General features: G+C 66.5%; 14 protein-coding genes and 1 riboswitch. Of the genes, 1 reads left to right on the top strand and 13 read right to left on the bottom strand.

Annotation, left to right across the window (positions count from 1 at the left end; genetic code table 11):
• Nucleotides 1-45: 45 nt before the first annotated feature.
• The 12 genes from LDO54_RS32330 to LDO54_RS32275 all read right to left on the bottom strand — a co-directional run bounded on the left by LDO54_RS32330 (nucleotide 46) and on the right by LDO54_RS32275 (nucleotide 14,031).
• Complete coding sequence (locus tag LDO54_RS32330) at nucleotides 46-1,062, bottom strand: peptide ABC transporter ATP-binding protein (RefSeq protein WP_224015779.1); 1,017 nt, start codon at nucleotides 1,060-1,062, stop codon at nucleotides 46-48.
• On the bottom strand, nucleotides 1,059-2,090 hold the full coding sequence (locus LDO54_RS32325; RefSeq protein ID WP_224015777.1) for an ABC transporter ATP-binding protein: 1,032 nt from the start codon (nucleotides 2,088-2,090) through the stop codon (nucleotides 1,059-1,061). The genes LDO54_RS32330 and LDO54_RS32325 overlap by 4 nt, the downstream gene beginning before the upstream one ends.
• Before the next feature lie 84 nt (nucleotides 2,091-2,174).
• Nucleotides 2,175-3,092, bottom strand: a complete 918-nt coding sequence (locus LDO54_RS32320) for an ABC transporter permease subunit (RefSeq protein ID WP_224015775.1) — start codon at nucleotides 3,090-3,092, stop codon at nucleotides 2,175-2,177.
• Nucleotides 3,093-3,146: 54 nt separating this feature from the next.
• Nucleotides 3,147-4,160, bottom strand: a complete 1,014-nt coding sequence (locus LDO54_RS32315) for an ABC transporter permease subunit (protein ID WP_224015773.1) — start codon at nucleotides 4,158-4,160, stop codon at nucleotides 3,147-3,149.
• A 139-nt stretch (nucleotides 4,161-4,299) separates the two neighbouring features.
• Entirely contained in the window at nucleotides 4,300-5,934 is a 1,635-nt protein-coding gene (locus LDO54_RS32310; RefSeq protein WP_224015771.1) for an ABC transporter substrate-binding protein, read from the bottom strand.
• A gap of 241 nt (nucleotides 5,935-6,175) precedes the next feature.
• Nucleotides 6,176-8,461 carry an O-linked N-acetylglucosamine transferase family protein gene (locus LDO54_RS32305; RefSeq protein ID WP_224015769.1) on the bottom strand — a complete coding sequence of 762 codons (2,286 nt, stop codon included), beginning with the start codon at nucleotides 8,459-8,461 and terminating at the stop codon, nucleotides 6,176-6,178.
• A 277-nt stretch (nucleotides 8,462-8,738) separates the two neighbouring features.
• The gene (gene metF / locus LDO54_RS32300; protein ID WP_224015767.1) at nucleotides 8,739-9,569 is read right to left on the bottom strand and encodes a methylenetetrahydrofolate reductase [NAD(P)H]; all 831 of its coding nucleotides are present in this window, start codon (nucleotides 9,567-9,569) and stop codon (nucleotides 8,739-8,741) included.
• Nucleotides 9,570-9,617: 48 nt separating this feature from the next.
• Entirely contained in the window at nucleotides 9,618-9,971 is a 354-nt protein-coding gene (locus LDO54_RS32295; protein ID WP_224015765.1) for a phage holin family protein, read from the bottom strand.
• Between the two features lie 208 nt (nucleotides 9,972-10,179).
• Nucleotides 10,180-11,598: an adenosylhomocysteinase gene (gene ahcY / locus LDO54_RS32290; RefSeq protein WP_224015764.1), complete on the bottom strand. Its 1,419-nt coding sequence runs from the start codon at nucleotides 11,596-11,598 to the stop codon at nucleotides 10,180-10,182.
• A 33-nt stretch (nucleotides 11,599-11,631) separates the two neighbouring features.
• Nucleotides 11,632-11,750: riboswitch (S-adenosyl-L-homocysteine riboswitch) on the bottom strand.
• Between the two features lie 68 nt (nucleotides 11,751-11,818).
• Nucleotides 11,819-12,595, bottom strand: coding sequence for a glycosyltransferase family 2 protein (locus LDO54_RS32285; RefSeq protein ID WP_224015761.1), 777 nt, complete (start codon nucleotides 12,593-12,595; stop codon nucleotides 11,819-11,821).
• A 193-nt stretch (nucleotides 12,596-12,788) separates the two neighbouring features.
• A complete protein-coding gene (locus LDO54_RS32280; RefSeq protein ID WP_224015759.1) occupies nucleotides 12,789-13,511 on the bottom strand; it encodes an LrgB family protein in 723 nt (240 codons plus the stop codon).
• Between the two features lie 49 nt (nucleotides 13,512-13,560).
• On the bottom strand, nucleotides 13,561-14,031 hold the full coding sequence (locus LDO54_RS32275) for a CidA/LrgA family protein (protein ID WP_224015757.1): 471 nt from the start codon (nucleotides 14,029-14,031) through the stop codon (nucleotides 13,561-13,563).
• 142 nt (nucleotides 14,032-14,173) lie between these two features.
• Between LDO54_RS32275 and LDO54_RS32270 the strand changes: the two genes are divergently transcribed.
• A complete protein-coding gene (locus tag LDO54_RS32270) occupies nucleotides 14,174-15,118 on the top strand; it encodes a LysR family transcriptional regulator (protein ID WP_224015754.1) in 945 nt (314 codons plus the stop codon).
• 83 nt (nucleotides 15,119-15,201) lie between these two features.
• On the opposite strand, the gene LDO54_RS32265 is transcribed toward LDO54_RS32270, so the two are convergent.
• The gene (locus LDO54_RS32265; protein ID WP_224015753.1) at nucleotides 15,202-16,908 is read right to left on the bottom strand and encodes an OmpA family protein; all 1,707 of its coding nucleotides are present in this window, start codon (nucleotides 16,906-16,908) and stop codon (nucleotides 15,202-15,204) included.
• Nucleotides 16,909-17,090 lie beyond the last annotated feature (182 nt).

The raw sequence follows: 17,090 nt of genomic DNA, 5'->3' as shown, positions 1-17,090 counted from the left end.
CCGTCTGAATGCACGCAGCGCGCACCATGGCGCGCCGCTGCCTCATCAGGCCGAACTGCTCCCATCCATTTCCCCCACCTCTTCCGCACGATGGCAGGATACCTGACGCCCATCAACTTCGCGAAGTTGGGGCACTTCCTGGCGGCACCGCTCGATCGCATAAGGGCAGCGCTGATGGAACGTGCAGCCCGACGGCGGATTGAGCGGCGACGGCAATTCGCCCTCCAGCTTGATCTTCACGCGGCGGTCCGCCTCGAAGATCGCGGGCGTGGCCGACAGCAGCGAGCGCGTGTACGGATGGCGCGGCCGGCCGATCACCGTGGCCTTGTCGCCGAGTTCCGCCACGCCGCCGAGGTACATCACCATCACGTCGTCGGCGATGTGCTCGACCACCGCCAGATTGTGCGAGATGAACACGTAGCTGGTGCGGAACTGCTCCTGAAGATCCATGAACAGATTGAGAATCTGCGCCTGGATCGACACGTCGAGCGCCGACACCGGCTCGTCGGCGACCACGATCTGCGGATCGAGGATCATCGCGCGCGCGATCGCCACACGCTGGCGCTGCCCGCCCGAGAACATATGCGGATAGCGCTTGGCGTGCTCGGGCCGCAAGCCGACGATGCGCATCATGTGCGCGATGCGGTCCGCGCGTTCGGCGGCGGTGAGCTTGGTGTTGATCGCCAGAGGCTCGCCGAGCGTCTGCTCGACGGTCTTGCGCGGATTGAGCGAGGCGAACGGGTTCTGGAACACCATCTGCACGCGGCGTCGCAGCGCGGCGATCTTCTCGCGGCTCGCATTGGCCACGTCCTCGCCGTCGATCGTGAGCTTGCCCGAGGTGGGCGGCTCGATCATCGTGAGCTGGCGCGCGAGCGTGGACTTGCCGCAGCCCGACTCGCCCACCACCGCGAGCGTGCGTCCGCGCGTGAGCGAGAACGACACGCCGTTGAGCGCCTTCACGGTGCCCGTGCCGAACATGCCGCGCTTCACGCTGTAATGCTTCTTGAGATCCTCGGCGACGAGCACCTTGTCGTCGGGCGCGGGTTTCTGGACTGCGTTCATCGCGCGCCTCCGTTCGTGGGGTTCACTGCCTGACCGGCCATCTTGCCCTGCACGTTCAGCGGCTTGATGCAGCGCACGCGCGCGCAGCCGCCGCTTTCGCTGGCGAGATCGACGAGTTCGGCGAGCGCGGGGCGCGCCTTGTTGCAGTCGTCGATCACGTACTTGCAGCGCGGCGCGAACAGACAGCCGCCCGGACGATCGTCGCGGCCCGGCACCATGCCCGCCAGCGCGGCGAGGCGCGCCGCGCCCTGGTTGTGCTCGGGAATCGCCGCGAGCAGCGCCTCCGTGTACGGATGATGCGGACGCGCGAAGATGTCCGGCACGCGATTGGTCTCGATGATCTCGCCCGCGTACATCACGGCCACGCGCTGCGCGACTTCGGAGACCACGGCCAGATCGTGCGAGATCAGCACGAGCGCCATGCCGCGCTCCTTCTGCAGACGCACGAGCAGTTCCATGATCTGCGCCTGGATCGTCACGTCGAGCGCCGTGGTGGGCTCGTCGGCGATCAGCAGCTTCGGATTGCAGGCCACGGCCATCGCGATCATCACGCGCTGGTTCATGCCGCCCGACATCTGGTGCGGGAAGTTGTCGATGCGGTTCTTCGCGTCGGGAATGCCCACCTGGTCGAGCAGTTCGAGCGCGCGCCGATGCAGCGCCGCGCCGCGCAGACCTTCGTGCAGCTTGAGCACTTCCTTGATCTGATAGCCGACCGTGTAGCTCGGATTCAGGCTCGAAAGCGCGTCCTGGAACACCATCGCGATGTCCTTGCCGACGATGCTGCGGCGCTCCTTGCCGGTCGCGTTGAGCAGATCGCGGCCATCGAAGGTGACCGAATCGGCCGTGACCTTGCCGGGCGCGTCGATCAGGCCCATCAGCGCCATCATCGTCACGCTCTTGCCCGAACCCGATTCGCCGACGATGCCGAGCACTTCGCCCGGCGCCACGGAAAGATTCACGCGGTCGACGGCGGGCAGGCCGTTGAAATTCACGGCCAGATTGCGGATGGATAGAAGTTCTTCAGTCATGTCAGGCCTCGCCGGGCCGCCCCAAGAGGACTGACGCCCCCTCGGGGGGCAACGACCAAAGGGAGTGTGGGGGTCGTTTTCATATCAGGCCATCCGCTTCAGCTTGGGATCGAGTGCGTCGCGCAGCCCGTCGCCGAGCAGATTGATCGCAAGCACCGAGATCAGGATCGACAGGCCAGGCATCGTGACGATCCACCATGCGCTATCGATGTAGTCGCGCGCCGAGGCGAGCATCGCGCCCCACTCCGCCGCGGGCGGCTGCACGCCGAGGCCGAGAAAGCCGAGCGCGGCGGCGTCGAGAATCGCCGAGCTGAAACCGAGCGTGGCCTGCACGATCAGCGGCGCCGTGCAGTTGGGCAGCACCTGCGAGAACATCAGCCGCAGCGTGCCCGCGCCCGCCACGCGCGAGGCCGTGACGTATTCCTTGTGCAGTTCGCCGAGCGCCGAGCCGCGCGTGAGACGCACATAGCCGGGCAACGCGACGATCGCGATCGCGAGCATCGTGTTGGTCAGGCCCGGGCCGATGATCGCCACCACGGCGACCGCGAGCAGCAGCGACGGCAGCGCGAGCAGCACGTCCATCAGACGCATGATCGGCGTGTCGGCCCATTTCTCGAAGAACGCGGCGACGAGCCCGAGCACGATGCCCGGAATCAGCGCGAGCACGACCGAGACGCAGCCGATCCACAGCGACAGGCGCGCGCCGAACATCAGGCGCGAGAGGATGTCGCGGCCCGCTTCGTCGGTGCCGAGAATGAACTTCCAGTTGCCGCCGTCGAGCCAGGCGGGCGGAATCTTCACGTTGTCGCGGTATTGCTCGATCGGGCTGTGCGGGGCGATCAGCGGCGCGAAGATCGCCACGAAAACCAGCAGCAGCACGATCACGCCCGCGGCGACGGCGCCCTTGTTGCGCGAGAAGTTCGCCCAGAATTCGCGCAGCACGAGCGCGCGTCCCGAAGGCGGCGTGACCGCGCGCGGCGCGGTGTTCTGAATGTCAGCCATCACGCCTCCTTTCGATTGTCTTGGTGTTGTGGGGTTTGCATCGTCATGGCGTGATTACCTCGTATGGCGAATGCGCGGATTCAGCACGCCGTACAGCAGATCGACGACCAGATTCACGAGGATCACGAGCGTCGCGATCATGAGAATGCCGCCCTGCACCACCGGATAATCGCGGCGGCTGATCGCGTCGATCAGCCATTTGCCGATGCCGGGCCAGGAGAACAATGTTTCGGTGAGCACCGCGCCCGCGAGCAGCGTGCCGACCTGCAGGCCGATCACGGTCACGACGGGAATCAGCGCGTTGCGCAGCGCGTGCACGACGATCACGCGCACGGGCGAAAGACCCTTGGCGCGCGCGGTGCGGATGTAGTCCTCGCGCAGCACTTCGAGCATCGACGAGCGCGTCATGCGCGCGACCACCGCGAGCGGAATCGTGCCGAGCACGATCGCGGGCAGGATCAGATGCGAGAGCGCGGACTTGAACGAGCCTTCGTCGGTGCCCGGCAGCAGCGAGTCGATCAGCATGAAGCCGGTCACGCGCGGAATGTCGAACTCCACCGCGATGCGCCCGGAAACCGGCGTCCAGCCGAGCTTCGACGAGAACACCATGATGAGGATGAGGCCCCACCAGAAAATCGGCATGGAGTAGCCGGTGAGCGCCGTGCCCATCACGCCGTGATCGACCACGGTGCCGCGCCGCAGCGCCGCGAACACGCCCGCGGGCAGGCCGATCACGAGCGCGAAGATCAGCGCGCAGATCGACAGTTCGACGGTGGCGGGAAAGCGCGCCAGGAACTCGCCCATCACGCTCGTGTTGGTGATGATCGAGGTGCCGAGATTGCCTTGCAGCGCGTGGCCGACGTAGTGCAGATACTGCATCGGCAGGGGCTCGTCGAGCCCGAGGCGGTGCATCGCGTCGGCGTGCATTTGAGGATCGACGCCGCGTTCGCCCATCATCACTTCGATGGGGTCGCCCGGAATCAGGTGAATGAGCGCGAACGCCAGAATCGTGATGCCGATGAACGTCGGAATCACCATGCCGATGCGGCGCAATACGAAGCGGAACATGTGGTGTTCCCCCCTAAAACTTCAATGAGCCTGAATGGAAACGCAACCGGCGACAGGGGCTCGTGACCCCGGTCGCCGGACCATTTTCCGCTTCTTTTCCCGGTGTGCGGGCGAAGCGGAAAGTCTTACCCGATGATCTTTACTGCATGCCCACGCCGTCGAAGCGCGCGTAGCCCAGCGGCTCGATGCGCATGTCGATCACCTTCTTGCTGACCGGCTGATAGACGGTCGAGTGGGCGATCGGCGAGAACGGCAGCTGCTGCGCGAAAATCTGCTGCGCCTGCGTGTAGATCTTCGTGCGCTCGGCCTGATTCGACGTCTGACGGCCCTTCTGGACCAGGTCGTCGAACGGCTTGTAGCACCACTTGCCGAAGTTGTTGCCGTTCACGGCGTCGCAGCCGAGCAGCGTGCCGAGCCAGTTGTCCGGGTCGCCATTGTCGCCCGTCCAGCCGATCAGCATCGAGTCGTCCTCGCCCGCGTGCGCGCGCTTGATGTACTCGCCCCACTCGTACGTGACGATCTTCGCCTTCACGCCGATCTTGGCCCAGTCGGCCTGGATCATCTCGGCCATCAGACGCGCGTTCGGGTTATACGGACGCTGCACCGGCATCGCCCAGAGCGTCATCTCGAAGCCGTTCGGGAAACCGGCCTTCGCGAGCAGCGCCTTGGCCTTCGCCGTGTCGTACGGCTGCGCCGTCAGCGACTTGTCGTAGGACCATTGCGTGGGCGGCATCGGATTGGTCGCCGCCTGGCCCGCGCCCTGGTACACCGACTCGATGATCGCTTTCTTGTTGATCGCCATGTCGAGCGCCTGACGCACTTCGAGCTTGTCCATCGGCTTGCGCGTGACCGTGTACGACAGATAGCCGAGGTTGAAGCCCGGCTGCGACGGCATGGCGATGTTCGCATCGGCCTTCAGCGGCGCGATGTCGGCGGGACGCGGATAGCTCATCACCTGGCATTCGTCGCGCTTGAGCTTCTGCACGCGCACGCTCGCGTCCGGCGTGATCGAGAAGATCAGCTTCGAGATCTTCACCGTGTTGGGCTTCCAGTAGTCGGGATTGCCGTCGAAGCGGATCGTCGCGTCCTTCGTGTAGCTCTTGAAGATGAACGGGCCCGTGCCGACCGGGAACTGGTTCATGTCGGCGGCCTTGCCGGCCTTCATCAGCTGATCGGCGTATTCGGCCGAGAGAATCGACGCGAATTCCATCGCCATGTTCTGGATGAACGGCGCGTTCGGCTCGTTCAGCGTGAACTTCACGGTGTACGGATCGACCTTTTCGACCTTGGCGATCAACTTGTCGAGGCCCATGTCGGTGAAGTACGGGAACGACACCGGATACGCCTTGCGGAACGGCTGGTTCGGATCGAGCATGCGCTGGAACGTGAACACGACGTCGTCGGCGTCGAATTCGCGCGAGGGCTTGAAGAACGAGGTGGTCTGGAACTTCACGCCGTGGCGCAGATGGAACGTGTAGGTCTTGCCGTCGGGGGAAACGTCCCACGATTGCGCGAGGCCCGGCTCGACCTTGGTGCCGCCGCGTTCGAATTCGACGAGACGGTTATAGACGGTGAACGTGTTCGCGGTGAAGTCGACGCCGGTCGTGTACTGCGCCGGGTCGAAACCGGCGGGGCTGCCTTCCGAGCAGTAGACGAGCGTCTTGTTCGGAATGCTGCCGGCGGCGTGCGCGAGCGGGGCGCCTGCAATCGATGCCGCTGCGAGCGTCACGAGAGACGTCAGTCGTGCGGCACGCAACAGTTTGTTTTCTTTCATGTTTCCTCCAGTTCGATGCCGGCCTGAGCCAGCGTAGCGCGATCTTACCTGCCCTCTCTACGCCGTCACAAGCGAGCCAAAAAGTCCCGGGACTCGTGGAAAACGCTCGCTTGACAGGCGTGCGCCGAAGCGCGTCCCGCCGATTCAGGGTGTCGACGGCTCACGCGATTCGCACGATTTATTGCTCACTTTTGGTAGTTTTATCACCGTTTATGGGGCTGTTTTGTTTCTGTGGCGCATTTCACGCCGCGGCCGCGCGCCCGCACCAGTCGCGCCACATCTCGCGTATCGCGGCTTCCATGCCGCGCGCAAAACGCGCGCCGTCCATCAGCGGCGAAGCTTCCATGCGCGCGCGCAAACCGGCGCGCAGCGCGGCAAGGCGCGGCAGATCGCGCGCCAGCGAGACGACGATGTCGACGTATTCCGCGTCGCTGTGCGCGACCAGTTCGGGCAAGCCGAGATTGGCGAGCAGCGAGAGCCCCGCGCGGCTCGCGGCGCTGCGGCCCACGCGCGTGGGCACGGGCACGCCCATCCAGAACGCATCGAGGCTCGTGGTGTGGCCGTTGTACGGGAAGGTGTCGAGCGCGAGGTCGATCTGCGACCACGTGCGCAGATAGTCGTTCCGCGCCTGGAAGCCCACGTAGCTCACCTGCGCCGGATCGATGCCGTGCGCCGCGAGCCGCGTGCCCAGGCGCTCGCGCGCGCTGCCCGGCGGCGCCATCAGCACGAGCCGCGCCTGCCCGGCGTCGCGCAGCGCGGCGAACACGGCCGACCACAGCGCGAAGGTGGCGTCGGTGAGCTTGCACGGATTGTTGAGGCAGCCGAGCGTGACGAGCGGCGCACTCGCTGCATGGGTCGCCGACTCGATTGCCGCCTGGATTGCCGACTCGATCGCCGCTTGCGCGGGCAGCGCGTTCACCTCGACGCCGGGCGCCTGCGCGTCGTAGCACCAGAAGGTGTCGGGCAGACGCAGCGTGCGCTCGGTGTAGTGCGCCTCGATATCCGGCACGTCGCGCGGATCGAGCCACGGATCGCTGAGCCGCCAGCCCAGCGCCGGACTGCCCGTGGTGCCCGGATACGCGAGCCACGCCACCTGCACCGGCGCGGGCCGCCGCGCGAACAGCAGGCGCCGCGCGCCGTCCATGTGCATCGTCAGATCCACGAGGATATCGATGCCGTCGGCGCGAATCTGCTGCGCGAGGCGTTCGTCGTCGAGCTGGCTCACGTCGCGCCAGTGGTCCGCGTGCGCGGCGAGACGCGCCGTGGTGTCGTCGGGTTGCGCGACGAGCGAATAACCGACGATCTCGAAGGTCGCGTGGTCGTGATGCGCGAGCAGCGGCTGCATGAACAGCGCCTGGCAATGGTTGCGGAAATCGGGCGAGACATAGCCGATGCGCAGCCGCCGCGCCGGTTCCGGCGTGTTCGCATACGCGGCGGGCGCACGCGGCCCTGACGGCCCAAGCGGCCCAGACGGAGCGCCGAGCCACGCGGCCTCGTGCGCGGCGGCGAAGCGCTCGGTTTCCGCGCGGATCGCGTGGCCGTCGTCGCTCGCGAAGGTGCACGCGTAGACCAGATTGCTGTGCGCGCCCAGATTGCCGGGATCGCAGGCGAGCGCGCGCCGGTAGGCGGCGATGGCGTCCTCGATGCGGCCCATGTTCTTGAACACGTTGCCGAGATTGCTGTGCGCGTTCGCGAACTGCGCGTCGATCTCGATGGCGCGCCGGAAGCACACGAGTGCGTCGTCGGGGCGCGCGAGATCGACGTTCACATTGCCGAGGTTGTTCCACGCCGCCGCGTTGCCCGGCTGCCGGACGAGCGCGCGCGAGAGCGCATCGCGCGCCTCGTCGTGACGGCCGATCGCGCGCAGCAGGCAGCCGAGATTCGTGAGCACGTCGGGCGCATCGGGCGCGAGCGTGCGCGCGTGTTCGAGCAGCGCCCGCGCCTCGCCCGTGCGGTTGAGCGCGATCAGGGCGTTCGCCAGATTGTTCCAGGCGTTCACGTAGCCCGCGTCGAGCGCCACGGCGCGCCGCAGCGGCGCCTCCGCGCGCTCGGGCGCGCCGCTCGTCAGCAGCAGGCTGCCGTAGTTGTAATACGCCGCCGCGTAATCGGGCGCGAGCGCCAGCACGCGTTCGAACAGCGCCAGCGCGCGCGCCGTGTCGCCCTGCCGCGCGTGCAGATTGGCGAGATTGTTCAGCGCGATGACGGAGTCGGGCTGGAGCGCGAGCGCGCGTTCGAGCGTGGCGATGGCGGCGCTCGCCTGCGTCGACGCATCGTAGGTGAGCGCGAGGCTCACGAGGAAATTGGCGTCGGCGCGCACGGCCAGCGCGCGCTCGATCAGTGCGCGCGCCGCCAGCCGGTCGCGCGGCGTGTCGAGAATCCCTGCGAGATGCAGCGCGTCGGCATCGTGCGCGTTGGCGGCGATCAGCCGTGCGCAGCGCGCGCGGGCGTCGTCGTGTGCACCGGCGCGCCAGGCGGCGACGGCGTCGGCGAACGTGCCGGCGGTAAGAGCGGGATCGACGGGATTCATGATGGGCGGGCCATCGGCATCGGCCGTGGCGTGCAATCGGATGGAGGTGAGAGCGGTGAGCAAGCCGGACGCAACACGCGATCCAGCCCGATAAAACGAAAACCGGCCGATGTAAAAGCAAACCGGCCGACATAAAAGGAAACCGGTGATTATCGGCACCGTCTCAAATCAACCTACTTGACCCACATCACCATCATCAGTTGCGTACCCACGAAAAAAAACCGCGCGGCTCCTTCGCAAAGGAAGCCGCGCGGTTTGCGGATGCTCGAAGACCGGCTCAGACGCCCAGACGTTCGCAGACGGCCTTGCTCGCGTTGGCCGCGTTGAGCGTGTAGAAGTGCAGGCCCGGCGCGCCGCCGTCGACGAGGCGGCGGCACAGGTCCGTCACCACGTCGAGGCCGAACGCGCGGATCGCTTCGCGGTCGTCGCCGAAGCTTTCCAGACGCTTCGCGACCCAGCGCGGCACTTCCGCGCCGCACATTTCCGAGAAGCGCATGAGCTGCGAGTAGTTCGTGATCGGCATGATGCCGGGCACGATGGGCACGTCCACGCCGAGCTTGCGCGCGTCGTCGACGAAGCGGAAATACGCGTCCGCATTGAAGAAGTACTGCGTGATCGCCGAATCGGCGCCCGCTTTGACCTTCTGCGCGAACGCTTCGAGGTCGTGGCGCGGCGAGCGCGCCTGCGGGTGATATTCGGGATACGCGGCCACTTCGATGTGGAACGCGTCGCCGGTTTCGGCGCGGATGAACGCGACGAGATCCGACGCATAGCGCAGCTCGCCCATTTCGCCCATGCCCGAAGGCAGGTCGCCGCGCAGCGCCACGATGTGGCGGATGCCGTGCGAGCGGTACTGCGCGAGGATGTCGCGCAGGCTGTCGCGCGTCGCGCCGATGCACGAGAGGTGCGGCGCCGCGTCCACGCCTTGCTTGGCGATTTCGGCGACGGTGTCGAGCGTGCCCTGTTGCGTCGAGCCGCCCGCGCCGAAGGTCACCGAAACGAACCGCGGCTTGAACGCGAGCAGCTGGTCGCGCGTGGCGCGCAGCTTCTCAACGCCTTCCGGGGTCTTCGGCGGGAAGAATTCGAATGAGAGTTCGATCGGTTTCATGATGAGTGGGCCGAGGCGGCGAGCCCCGGCCAGAGCGTCAACTACGCGTCAGCCGAGGCTGCGGTTGCCGAAGATCAGCGCCGACAGCAGCCACGACACGATGCTGTACAGGATCGAGCCGAAGAACGCCGACCAGAAACCCGACACCTCGAAGCCCTTGAGCAGCGACGCGGCGAGCCAGAAGCACAGCGCGTTCACCACGAGGATGAACAGGCCGAGCGTGAGGATCGTCACGGGCAGCGTGAGGACGATGAGCAGCGGGCGCAGCACGGCGTTGATCAGGCCGAGCACGATCGCCACGATCAGCGCGGTGCCGAAGCTGCGCACGTGGATCGACGGCACCAGCCAGGTGATGATCAGCAGCGCGAGCGCGTTGATCAGCCAGGTCAGCAACACGGTCATGGTGAGTTCCTCTTGCGTCGTGGTTATGTGGTGCGCCCGCGCGCGTCAACATGAGCGCGCGGGCGTAAGCACAGCATCGGGCCAGTCGCTTAAAGACGTCTTAAAAATAAGGGACGTCTTGTTGCGCCTTTGTATCGAACCGTAACGGCGAGCCATCACAGCGAACCGTAAAACAGCGAACCGTCACGGCGAGCCGACGCGGGTCGGCTTAGTAGCGGTAGTGGTTCGGCTTGAACGGACCGTTCTTTTCGACGCCGATGTACGAAGCCTGCTCGTCCGACAGCACCGACAGGTTCGCGCCGATGCGCGCGAGGTGCAGACGCGCGACCTTTTCGTCGAGGTGCTTCGGCAGCACGTAGACCTTGTTCTCGTACTTGTCGCCCTGCGTGAACAGTTCGATCTGCGCGAGCGTCTGGTTCGTGAACGAGTTCGACATCACGAACGACGGGTGGCCCGTGGCGCAGCCGAGGTTCACGAGGCGGCCTTCGGCCAGCAGGATCACGCGCTTGCCGTCCGGGAAAATGATGTGGTCGACTTGCGGCTTGATGTTGTCCCACTGGTACTGGCGCGTCGACGCCACGTCGATTTCCGAATCGAAGTGACCGATGTTGCAGACAATCGCGTTGTGGCGCATCGCCTTCATGTGGTCATGGCCGATCACGTGGAAGTTGCCCGTGGCCGTCACGAAGATGTCGGCCTTGTCGGCGGCATATTCCATCGTCACGACGCGGTAGCCTTCCATCGCGGCTTGCAGCGCGCAGATCGGATCGATTTCCGTGACCCACACCGTCGCGCCCAGACCGCGCAGCGATTGCGCGCAGCCCTTGCCCACGTCGCCGTAACCGGCCACGACCGCGATCTTGCCCGCGATCATCACGTCGGTCGCGCGCTTGATGCCGTCGACGAGCGACTCGCGGCAGCCGTACAGGTTGTCGAACTTCGACTTCGTGACCGAGTCGTTGACGTTGATGGCCGGGAACGGCAGACGGCCTTCCTTTTCCATCTGGTACAGGCGATGCACGCCCGTGGTGGTTTCTTCGGTCACGCCCTGGATGTGCGCGAGACGCGTCGAGTACCACACCGGATCGACGTCGAGGTGAGCGGCGATCGACTTGTACAGCGCGACTTCTTCCTCGTTCGTCGGCTTCGAAATGACCGAGCGGTCCTTTTCAGCCTTCGAGCCGAGGATCAGCAGCAGCGTTGCGTCGCCGCCGTCGTCCAGAATCATGTTGGCGAACTCGCCGTTCGGCCATTCGAAGATGCGGTGCGAGAACTCCCAGTATTCGTCGAGCGATTCGCCCTTGAACGCGAACACCGGCACGCCGCCCTGCGCGATCGCGGCAGCGGCATGGTCCTGCGTCGAGAAGATGTTGCACGAGGCCCAGCGCACGTCGGCGCCCAGTGCCGTCAGCGTTTCGATCAGCACGCCCGTCTGGATCGTCATGTGCAGCGAACCGGCGATGCGTGCGCCCTTCAGCGGCTGCTGCGCCTTGTATTCCTCACGCGTTTGCACGAGGCCGGGCATTTCGGTTTCGGCGATGTCGAGTTCCTTGCGGCCCCAGGCAGCAAGCGACATGTCGGCAACGATGAAATCCTTGGCTTGATCTTGCGGAATTGCGGCGTTCATCACGCCCTCCTTTCTAAAAGTGACTAGAAATTAAAGACGTGAGCGCCGTTTTTCAGTGCGGTGCGACTGCGGCATGAAACCGGGAAGCGACCGTATTGAGCGCCTTCGAGCCTGGCGGATGGGTGACATCCGTCGCAACGCTCCTCGAAGACGAGGCGTGATTGTAGCAAATCGAGATGACGGCGGCGTATCGGGAACGCAGGAACGTTTCCCGCCCGGTTCAGCGTGCGGCTGCGCCCGGCGAGATCTCCAGCGAGCGCAACTGCTGCACGCTCGCGCTGGCGTTGTCGAGAAAAGCGCGCGAGGCGCGCAGCGTTGCCTCGACGGCGGCCGGGTCCTGATCCGTGAAGCCGAGCTGAATTTCGAGAAAGCGTTCCGCGTGGATGCCCGCGTGCCAGTGCATGCGCACGCGCCGCGCGTCGATCAGGCGGCGCTGGCCGAAGATGTCGCGCAGCGTCCACGAGAGCGCGCCGTCCTCGCCGCCGTGGCGGCGGAAGACCTCGTCGGTCGGAAAGCCGCCGAGCGCGAGCAGCACGTTGCGGCGGATCACGAGACTGCTCGGCACGGTGTTGCTGAGCACGGCCGCGAATTGCGCGAACTGGGGATGCTGCGTGAGGCGCGCGGGAAAGCCCGCGTAATCGACATCGAGCCGGATGACCGCTTCGCGCGGATGCGCGTCGAGATGCCCGCCCGCGGCGGCCAGTGCGCCGGGCAGGTATTCGTCGTCGGCGTCGAGAAAGGCGATGAGCGGCGCGTTGGCGTTCAGCGCCGCCCAGTTGCGCGCGCGGGCGGGACCGCCATTGCCTGGCATCTGCAGCAGCCGCACGCGCGCATCGCGCAAGGCGTAGACGCGCACGATCGACGCGGAAGCATCGCTGGAACCGTCGTCGACGACGAGGATCTGCGTGGCTTCAGGCTGCGCGAGGCAGCTGTCGAGAGCGCGCGCGAGCGTGGCGGCGCCGTTGAAACAGGGAATGATGACGGAGATCGGGGACATGGCGCGCAGCGAGGACGGCCCGCGGGAAATGCGGGAGATGCGGGAAATCTCGCGATGTTAGCCCCGTCTCAGAATCGTGGATCGCGGTGCGCTTGCGTCGCGACGACGCGGCCCGGGCGCAGGTCAGCGAATGGTCGAAAAAGCAGCGGCGCGCGGATGCCCGCTGCGCGGCCCGGTGCGCGCCCGTCGTCCCTCAGATCGGCAGAAAACCCAGCGCGGGCGCGAGCAGCACCATCACCACGCCCGCGATCATCATCGTCAGGCTGGCGACCACGCCTTCCTCGCGGCCCAGCTCGCGCGCCTTCGCGGTGCCCACGCCGTGCGCCGCCGCGCCGAACAGCGCGCCGCGCGCGAGCCGCGTGCGCAGCGGCACGAGCCCGAGCACCAGTTCGCCGAACAGCATGCCGCACAGGCCGGTGGCGATCACGAACAGCGCGGTGAGGTCGCGCGGCGCGTGGATCTTGTCGGAGACCGCGAGCGCGAACGGCGTGGAAATCGAGCGCGTCATCAGGCTGCGTTGCAGTTCGGGCGAGAGATGCAGCAGCTTGGCGAGCGCGAGCGAGCCGCCCACCGCCACCATGATGCCGACCGTCACGCCCACCGCGAGCGAGATCCAGTGGCGCTTGAGCAGCGCGCGGTATTCGTAGATCGGCACCGCGAACGCCACCGTGGCCGGGCCGAGCAGCCACATCAGCCAGCGCGTGTCCTGAAAATAGACCGGATACGGAATGTGCAGCAGCAGCACGATCGCGCCCAGCACAACCGGCACCGCCAGCAGCGGCGTGAGCCACGGCGAGCGCACGCGCGCGTAGAGTGCTTTCGAGGCGAAATAGAGTGCGACGGTGAGGATGAAGCAGCCCGCGGCGATCAGCCGGGAGGCGTCGTCGGCGAACAGTGAGGCGTAGAACGTGTTCATGACGGAATCATCCTTGGGAGACGGGCGAAATCAGACTCGGGGGCAACGCTCAGGCGCGCGCCAGATGGCGCGAATCGCGCACCTGGCGAACATGACGCACGCGGCGCAGCGCGAGGCGGCGTTCGAGGCGCGCGGCCTGTTCGACGGCGAACGCCACGGCCACCATCACCATCAGCGTGCCGCCGACCACGACCAGCGCGAGACGCCAGCCGTCGGCGCGGAACAGGCCGCCGTACTGCACCGCCGCCACGGCGGCCGGGATGAAGAACAGCAGCATGTCGGAGAGCAGCCAGTCGGCGCCTGCCTTGACCCAGCGCGGCGTCACGCCGCCGCAGAACAGCAGCACGAGCAGCAGCACGAGGCCCACCACGCCGCCCGGCACCGGCAGATGCACGGCGCGCGCAAGCTGATCGGCGACGAACCAGACGCCGGCGAGCAGCGCCGACTGCGCCGCGATCCGGCCAACGCGGGCGAAACCGCCGGATTGCGGGGCGCGTGCGGAAGTGGTCGGAGCAGTCATGGCAAACCCTAAGTGACATCGGAATGGAAGTCAGTATAGGGTGCAGCGCAGCATAAATATAATGACTTACGATCATCTGGATCATTCGAATTTGGAATGCACCAGATTTGTGCGATTACGCAGCGTATAAGGAGGCATGACCGTGGAATTGCGCGCACTGCGTTATTTCATCGAGGTGGTGCGGCAGCAGAGCTTCACCGCCGCCGCCGAACAGATGCACGTCACCCAGCCGACCATCAGCAAGATGGTGAAGGCGCTCGAGGACGAAACCGGCACCCAGCTGCTGCTGCGCGACGCGCGCCAGATGGTGCTCACCGACGCCGGGCGCATCGTCTATCAGCGCGGTCAGGACGTGCTCGCCGCGCAGGCGCAGTTGCAGGCCGAACTCGCCGATCTGGGCACGCTCGGGCGCGGCGAACTCACCATCGGCATTCCGCCGATGGGCGGCTCGCTGTTCACGCCCGCGATCGCGGCGTTCCGCCAGCGCTATCCGAAGATCGAGCTGAAGCTGTTCGAGCAGGGTTCGCGCGCGATCGAGGCCGCGCTGATCTCGGGCGAACTCGAACTGGGCGGCGTGCTGCTGCCCGTCGATCCCGATCAGATCGACGTGCTGCCGATCTCGCACGAGGTGCTGTGGCTGGTCGCCCAGCGCGGCTCGCGCTGGGACAACAAGCTCAGCGTGCCGCTCGCCGAACTCGCGAACGAGCCGTTCGTGTTCTACGGCGAAAGCCTCGCGCTCAACGATGTCGTGCTGAGTGCCTGTCGCGTGGCCGGTTTCGCACCGCAGATCGTCGGCCGCAGCGGCCACTGGGATCTGATGGCGGCGCTCGTGCTCGCGGGCGTGGGCATCGCGCTGCTGCCCGCGCCGTATGTGCGGCGGCTCGACGCCGCGCGCTTCACCTGTCTGCCGGTGACCGAGCCGACCATCACCTGGGACATGGCGATCGGCTGGAAGCGCAACGGCTATCTCTCGCACGCGGCGCGCGCGTGGCTCGCGGTGGCGCGCGAGGAATACGGCAAGCCGTCGAATTTCCTCGACGATTTCGTCGGACCGCCCGGGCTCGAACGGCCGGCCGCACAGGGCTGATATGTAGGGATCACGCATGAAAAAAGCCGCCCGGCTCGCGCCGGACGGCTTTTTGCTTTGCAGAGAACTGCGCGGCCCGTGACTTACTTCGCCACGAACTCGATGCGGCGGTTATGGAAGCGGCCGCTTTCGGTGTCGTTGGAGGCGACCGGGCTGGCGTCGCCGTAACCTTCGGCCTTCAGCGAGCCCGACGCCACGCCCTGCGCGACCAGGAAGGTGCGCACCGCCTGCGCGCGCTGCTTCGAGAGCGCGAGGTTGCTCGCCGGGACGCCGACGTTATCCGAATAGCCCGCCACTTCGAGCTGCACCGGCTTGCCCTGCTTCGCGCAGGCCTTCAGCGCCTTGGCCGAGTCGCGCAGATCCTGCGCGGCCGAGGCCGGAATCACCGAGCTTGCGGTCTTGAAGTTGATCACCTGCAGGTTCAGCACCTTCGCCACATCGGCGGCCGCGCACGAACTGTCGGCGCCGAACAGGCCCTTCACGGCGTCGCGGAACGACTGCGTGGCGTCGGCCACGGCCTTCTGCACGTTGAACACGCCGATGTCGAAGCCCGAGCCGAACAGCGCCTTGAGCTTGTCGAGCCAGCCGAGCTTGGCGTCGGCGGCCGTGCCGCTCAGTTCCACGTGCGAACCGTCGATCTTCACTTCCGCGCCGGGCAGCGCCATCAGCGGCAGCAGGCCGTCGAAGTGCGCGAGCCAGTCGGCCGGTTTCGTGGCGGCGTCGACCGTCACGTTGGCGTTGAACTTGCCCTCGCCGAACTGCTTGGTGAGCGCGTCGACGAGGTGCGCCTTCTCGGCGTCGGTGCCGACCGTGGCCGTGATCGTCGGCACACCGGCCTTGTCGACCGTGAACGACAGATGCGAGTCCTGCGTGGGCGCGGGCGCGGCGACGGCGCTGGCCGCCGAGGCCGCCGACGCTTCAGAGGTGATCGCGGGCGCCGACGCGTTATCGGCCGCGCTCGCTTCCGAAGCCGCGACCGCCGCGGGCGCGGAAGCCGCCTGATCGTCCTGCGCCGGTTCTTCGCGATGGCACGAACGCAGCGCGAGGAACGCCACGATCAGCGCGAGCGCGGCGATCAGCCACCAGAGCCACGTGTGCTTGCGCTTTTCCGCTTCGATGGGCGGCGTGGTGTCGCCGATGGTTTGCGGCGGCAGCGAGGCCGGCACCGGACGCACTGGCGGCTGCGGATGATCGAGATGCGCCGACACGTCTTTCAGGCGCGTGAGGATCGAACCCGCGAACGCGCCCGCGGTGCCGAGGCCGACGGCGCTCGCGAGACGGTCGGTGAGGCTCGCGTTGACCGACGAAAGCTGATGGCCGAGCAGCGTGGGCAGTTGGCCGACGAAACCCTGCGACGAGGTGAAGTGCTGCTTGAGAATGCCCATCAGCGCCGCGCCGACCACGCCGGTCAGCGAGAACGCCGTGGACTGCGCCGCGCCGGTTTGGCCGGCGACCGCGTCGGCGAGCGCGCCGACGTTCACGCCCGCGGCCTTCTGGACCACCTCGCGGCCCAGCGTTTCGAGCTGGCTCAGGCCCGCGGTGCTCGACAGCAGTTCGGGCAGTTGCTTGCCGATGCTCGCGTTCACGTCGGGCGACATGATGGTGGAGAACAGGCTGCGCGCGCCGTCGGCGGTGCTGCCGCGATGCATGATGGCGGCGACGAGCGCCGGCGCGATCGCGCCGGTGACCTTGCGCGTGAGATCGGGCGTGAGGCCGAAGCGGCCGGACAGATTGCGGACGACGTCGTCGCTCAGGACCGTTTCCAGCAGTTGAAATACGTTGATGCTCATCGAGGCGGTTCCTCCAGTTCGCGGACGCGCCAACTGACACGCCCAAGGTGCCGCGCGATTATAGGGACTCCGAAATCTCGAAATTGCGGACACCGCGAAGTTCGCACAATCTTTAACGAATAAGCCGACATTTAAGCAATTTTCGTCAATTGAAAGGCAAAGCGAGACGCCGTGCGTCTCGC

The sequence above is a fragment of the Paraburkholderia tropica genome, from assembly GCF_914484835.1.
In the GTDB taxonomy this organism is placed as follows: Bacteria; Pseudomonadota; Gammaproteobacteria; order Burkholderiales; family Burkholderiaceae; genus Paraburkholderia; species Paraburkholderia tropica_A.
Note: the sequence above shows the minus strand (reverse complement) of the source record. Positions and strands in the feature narration are given on the sequence as shown.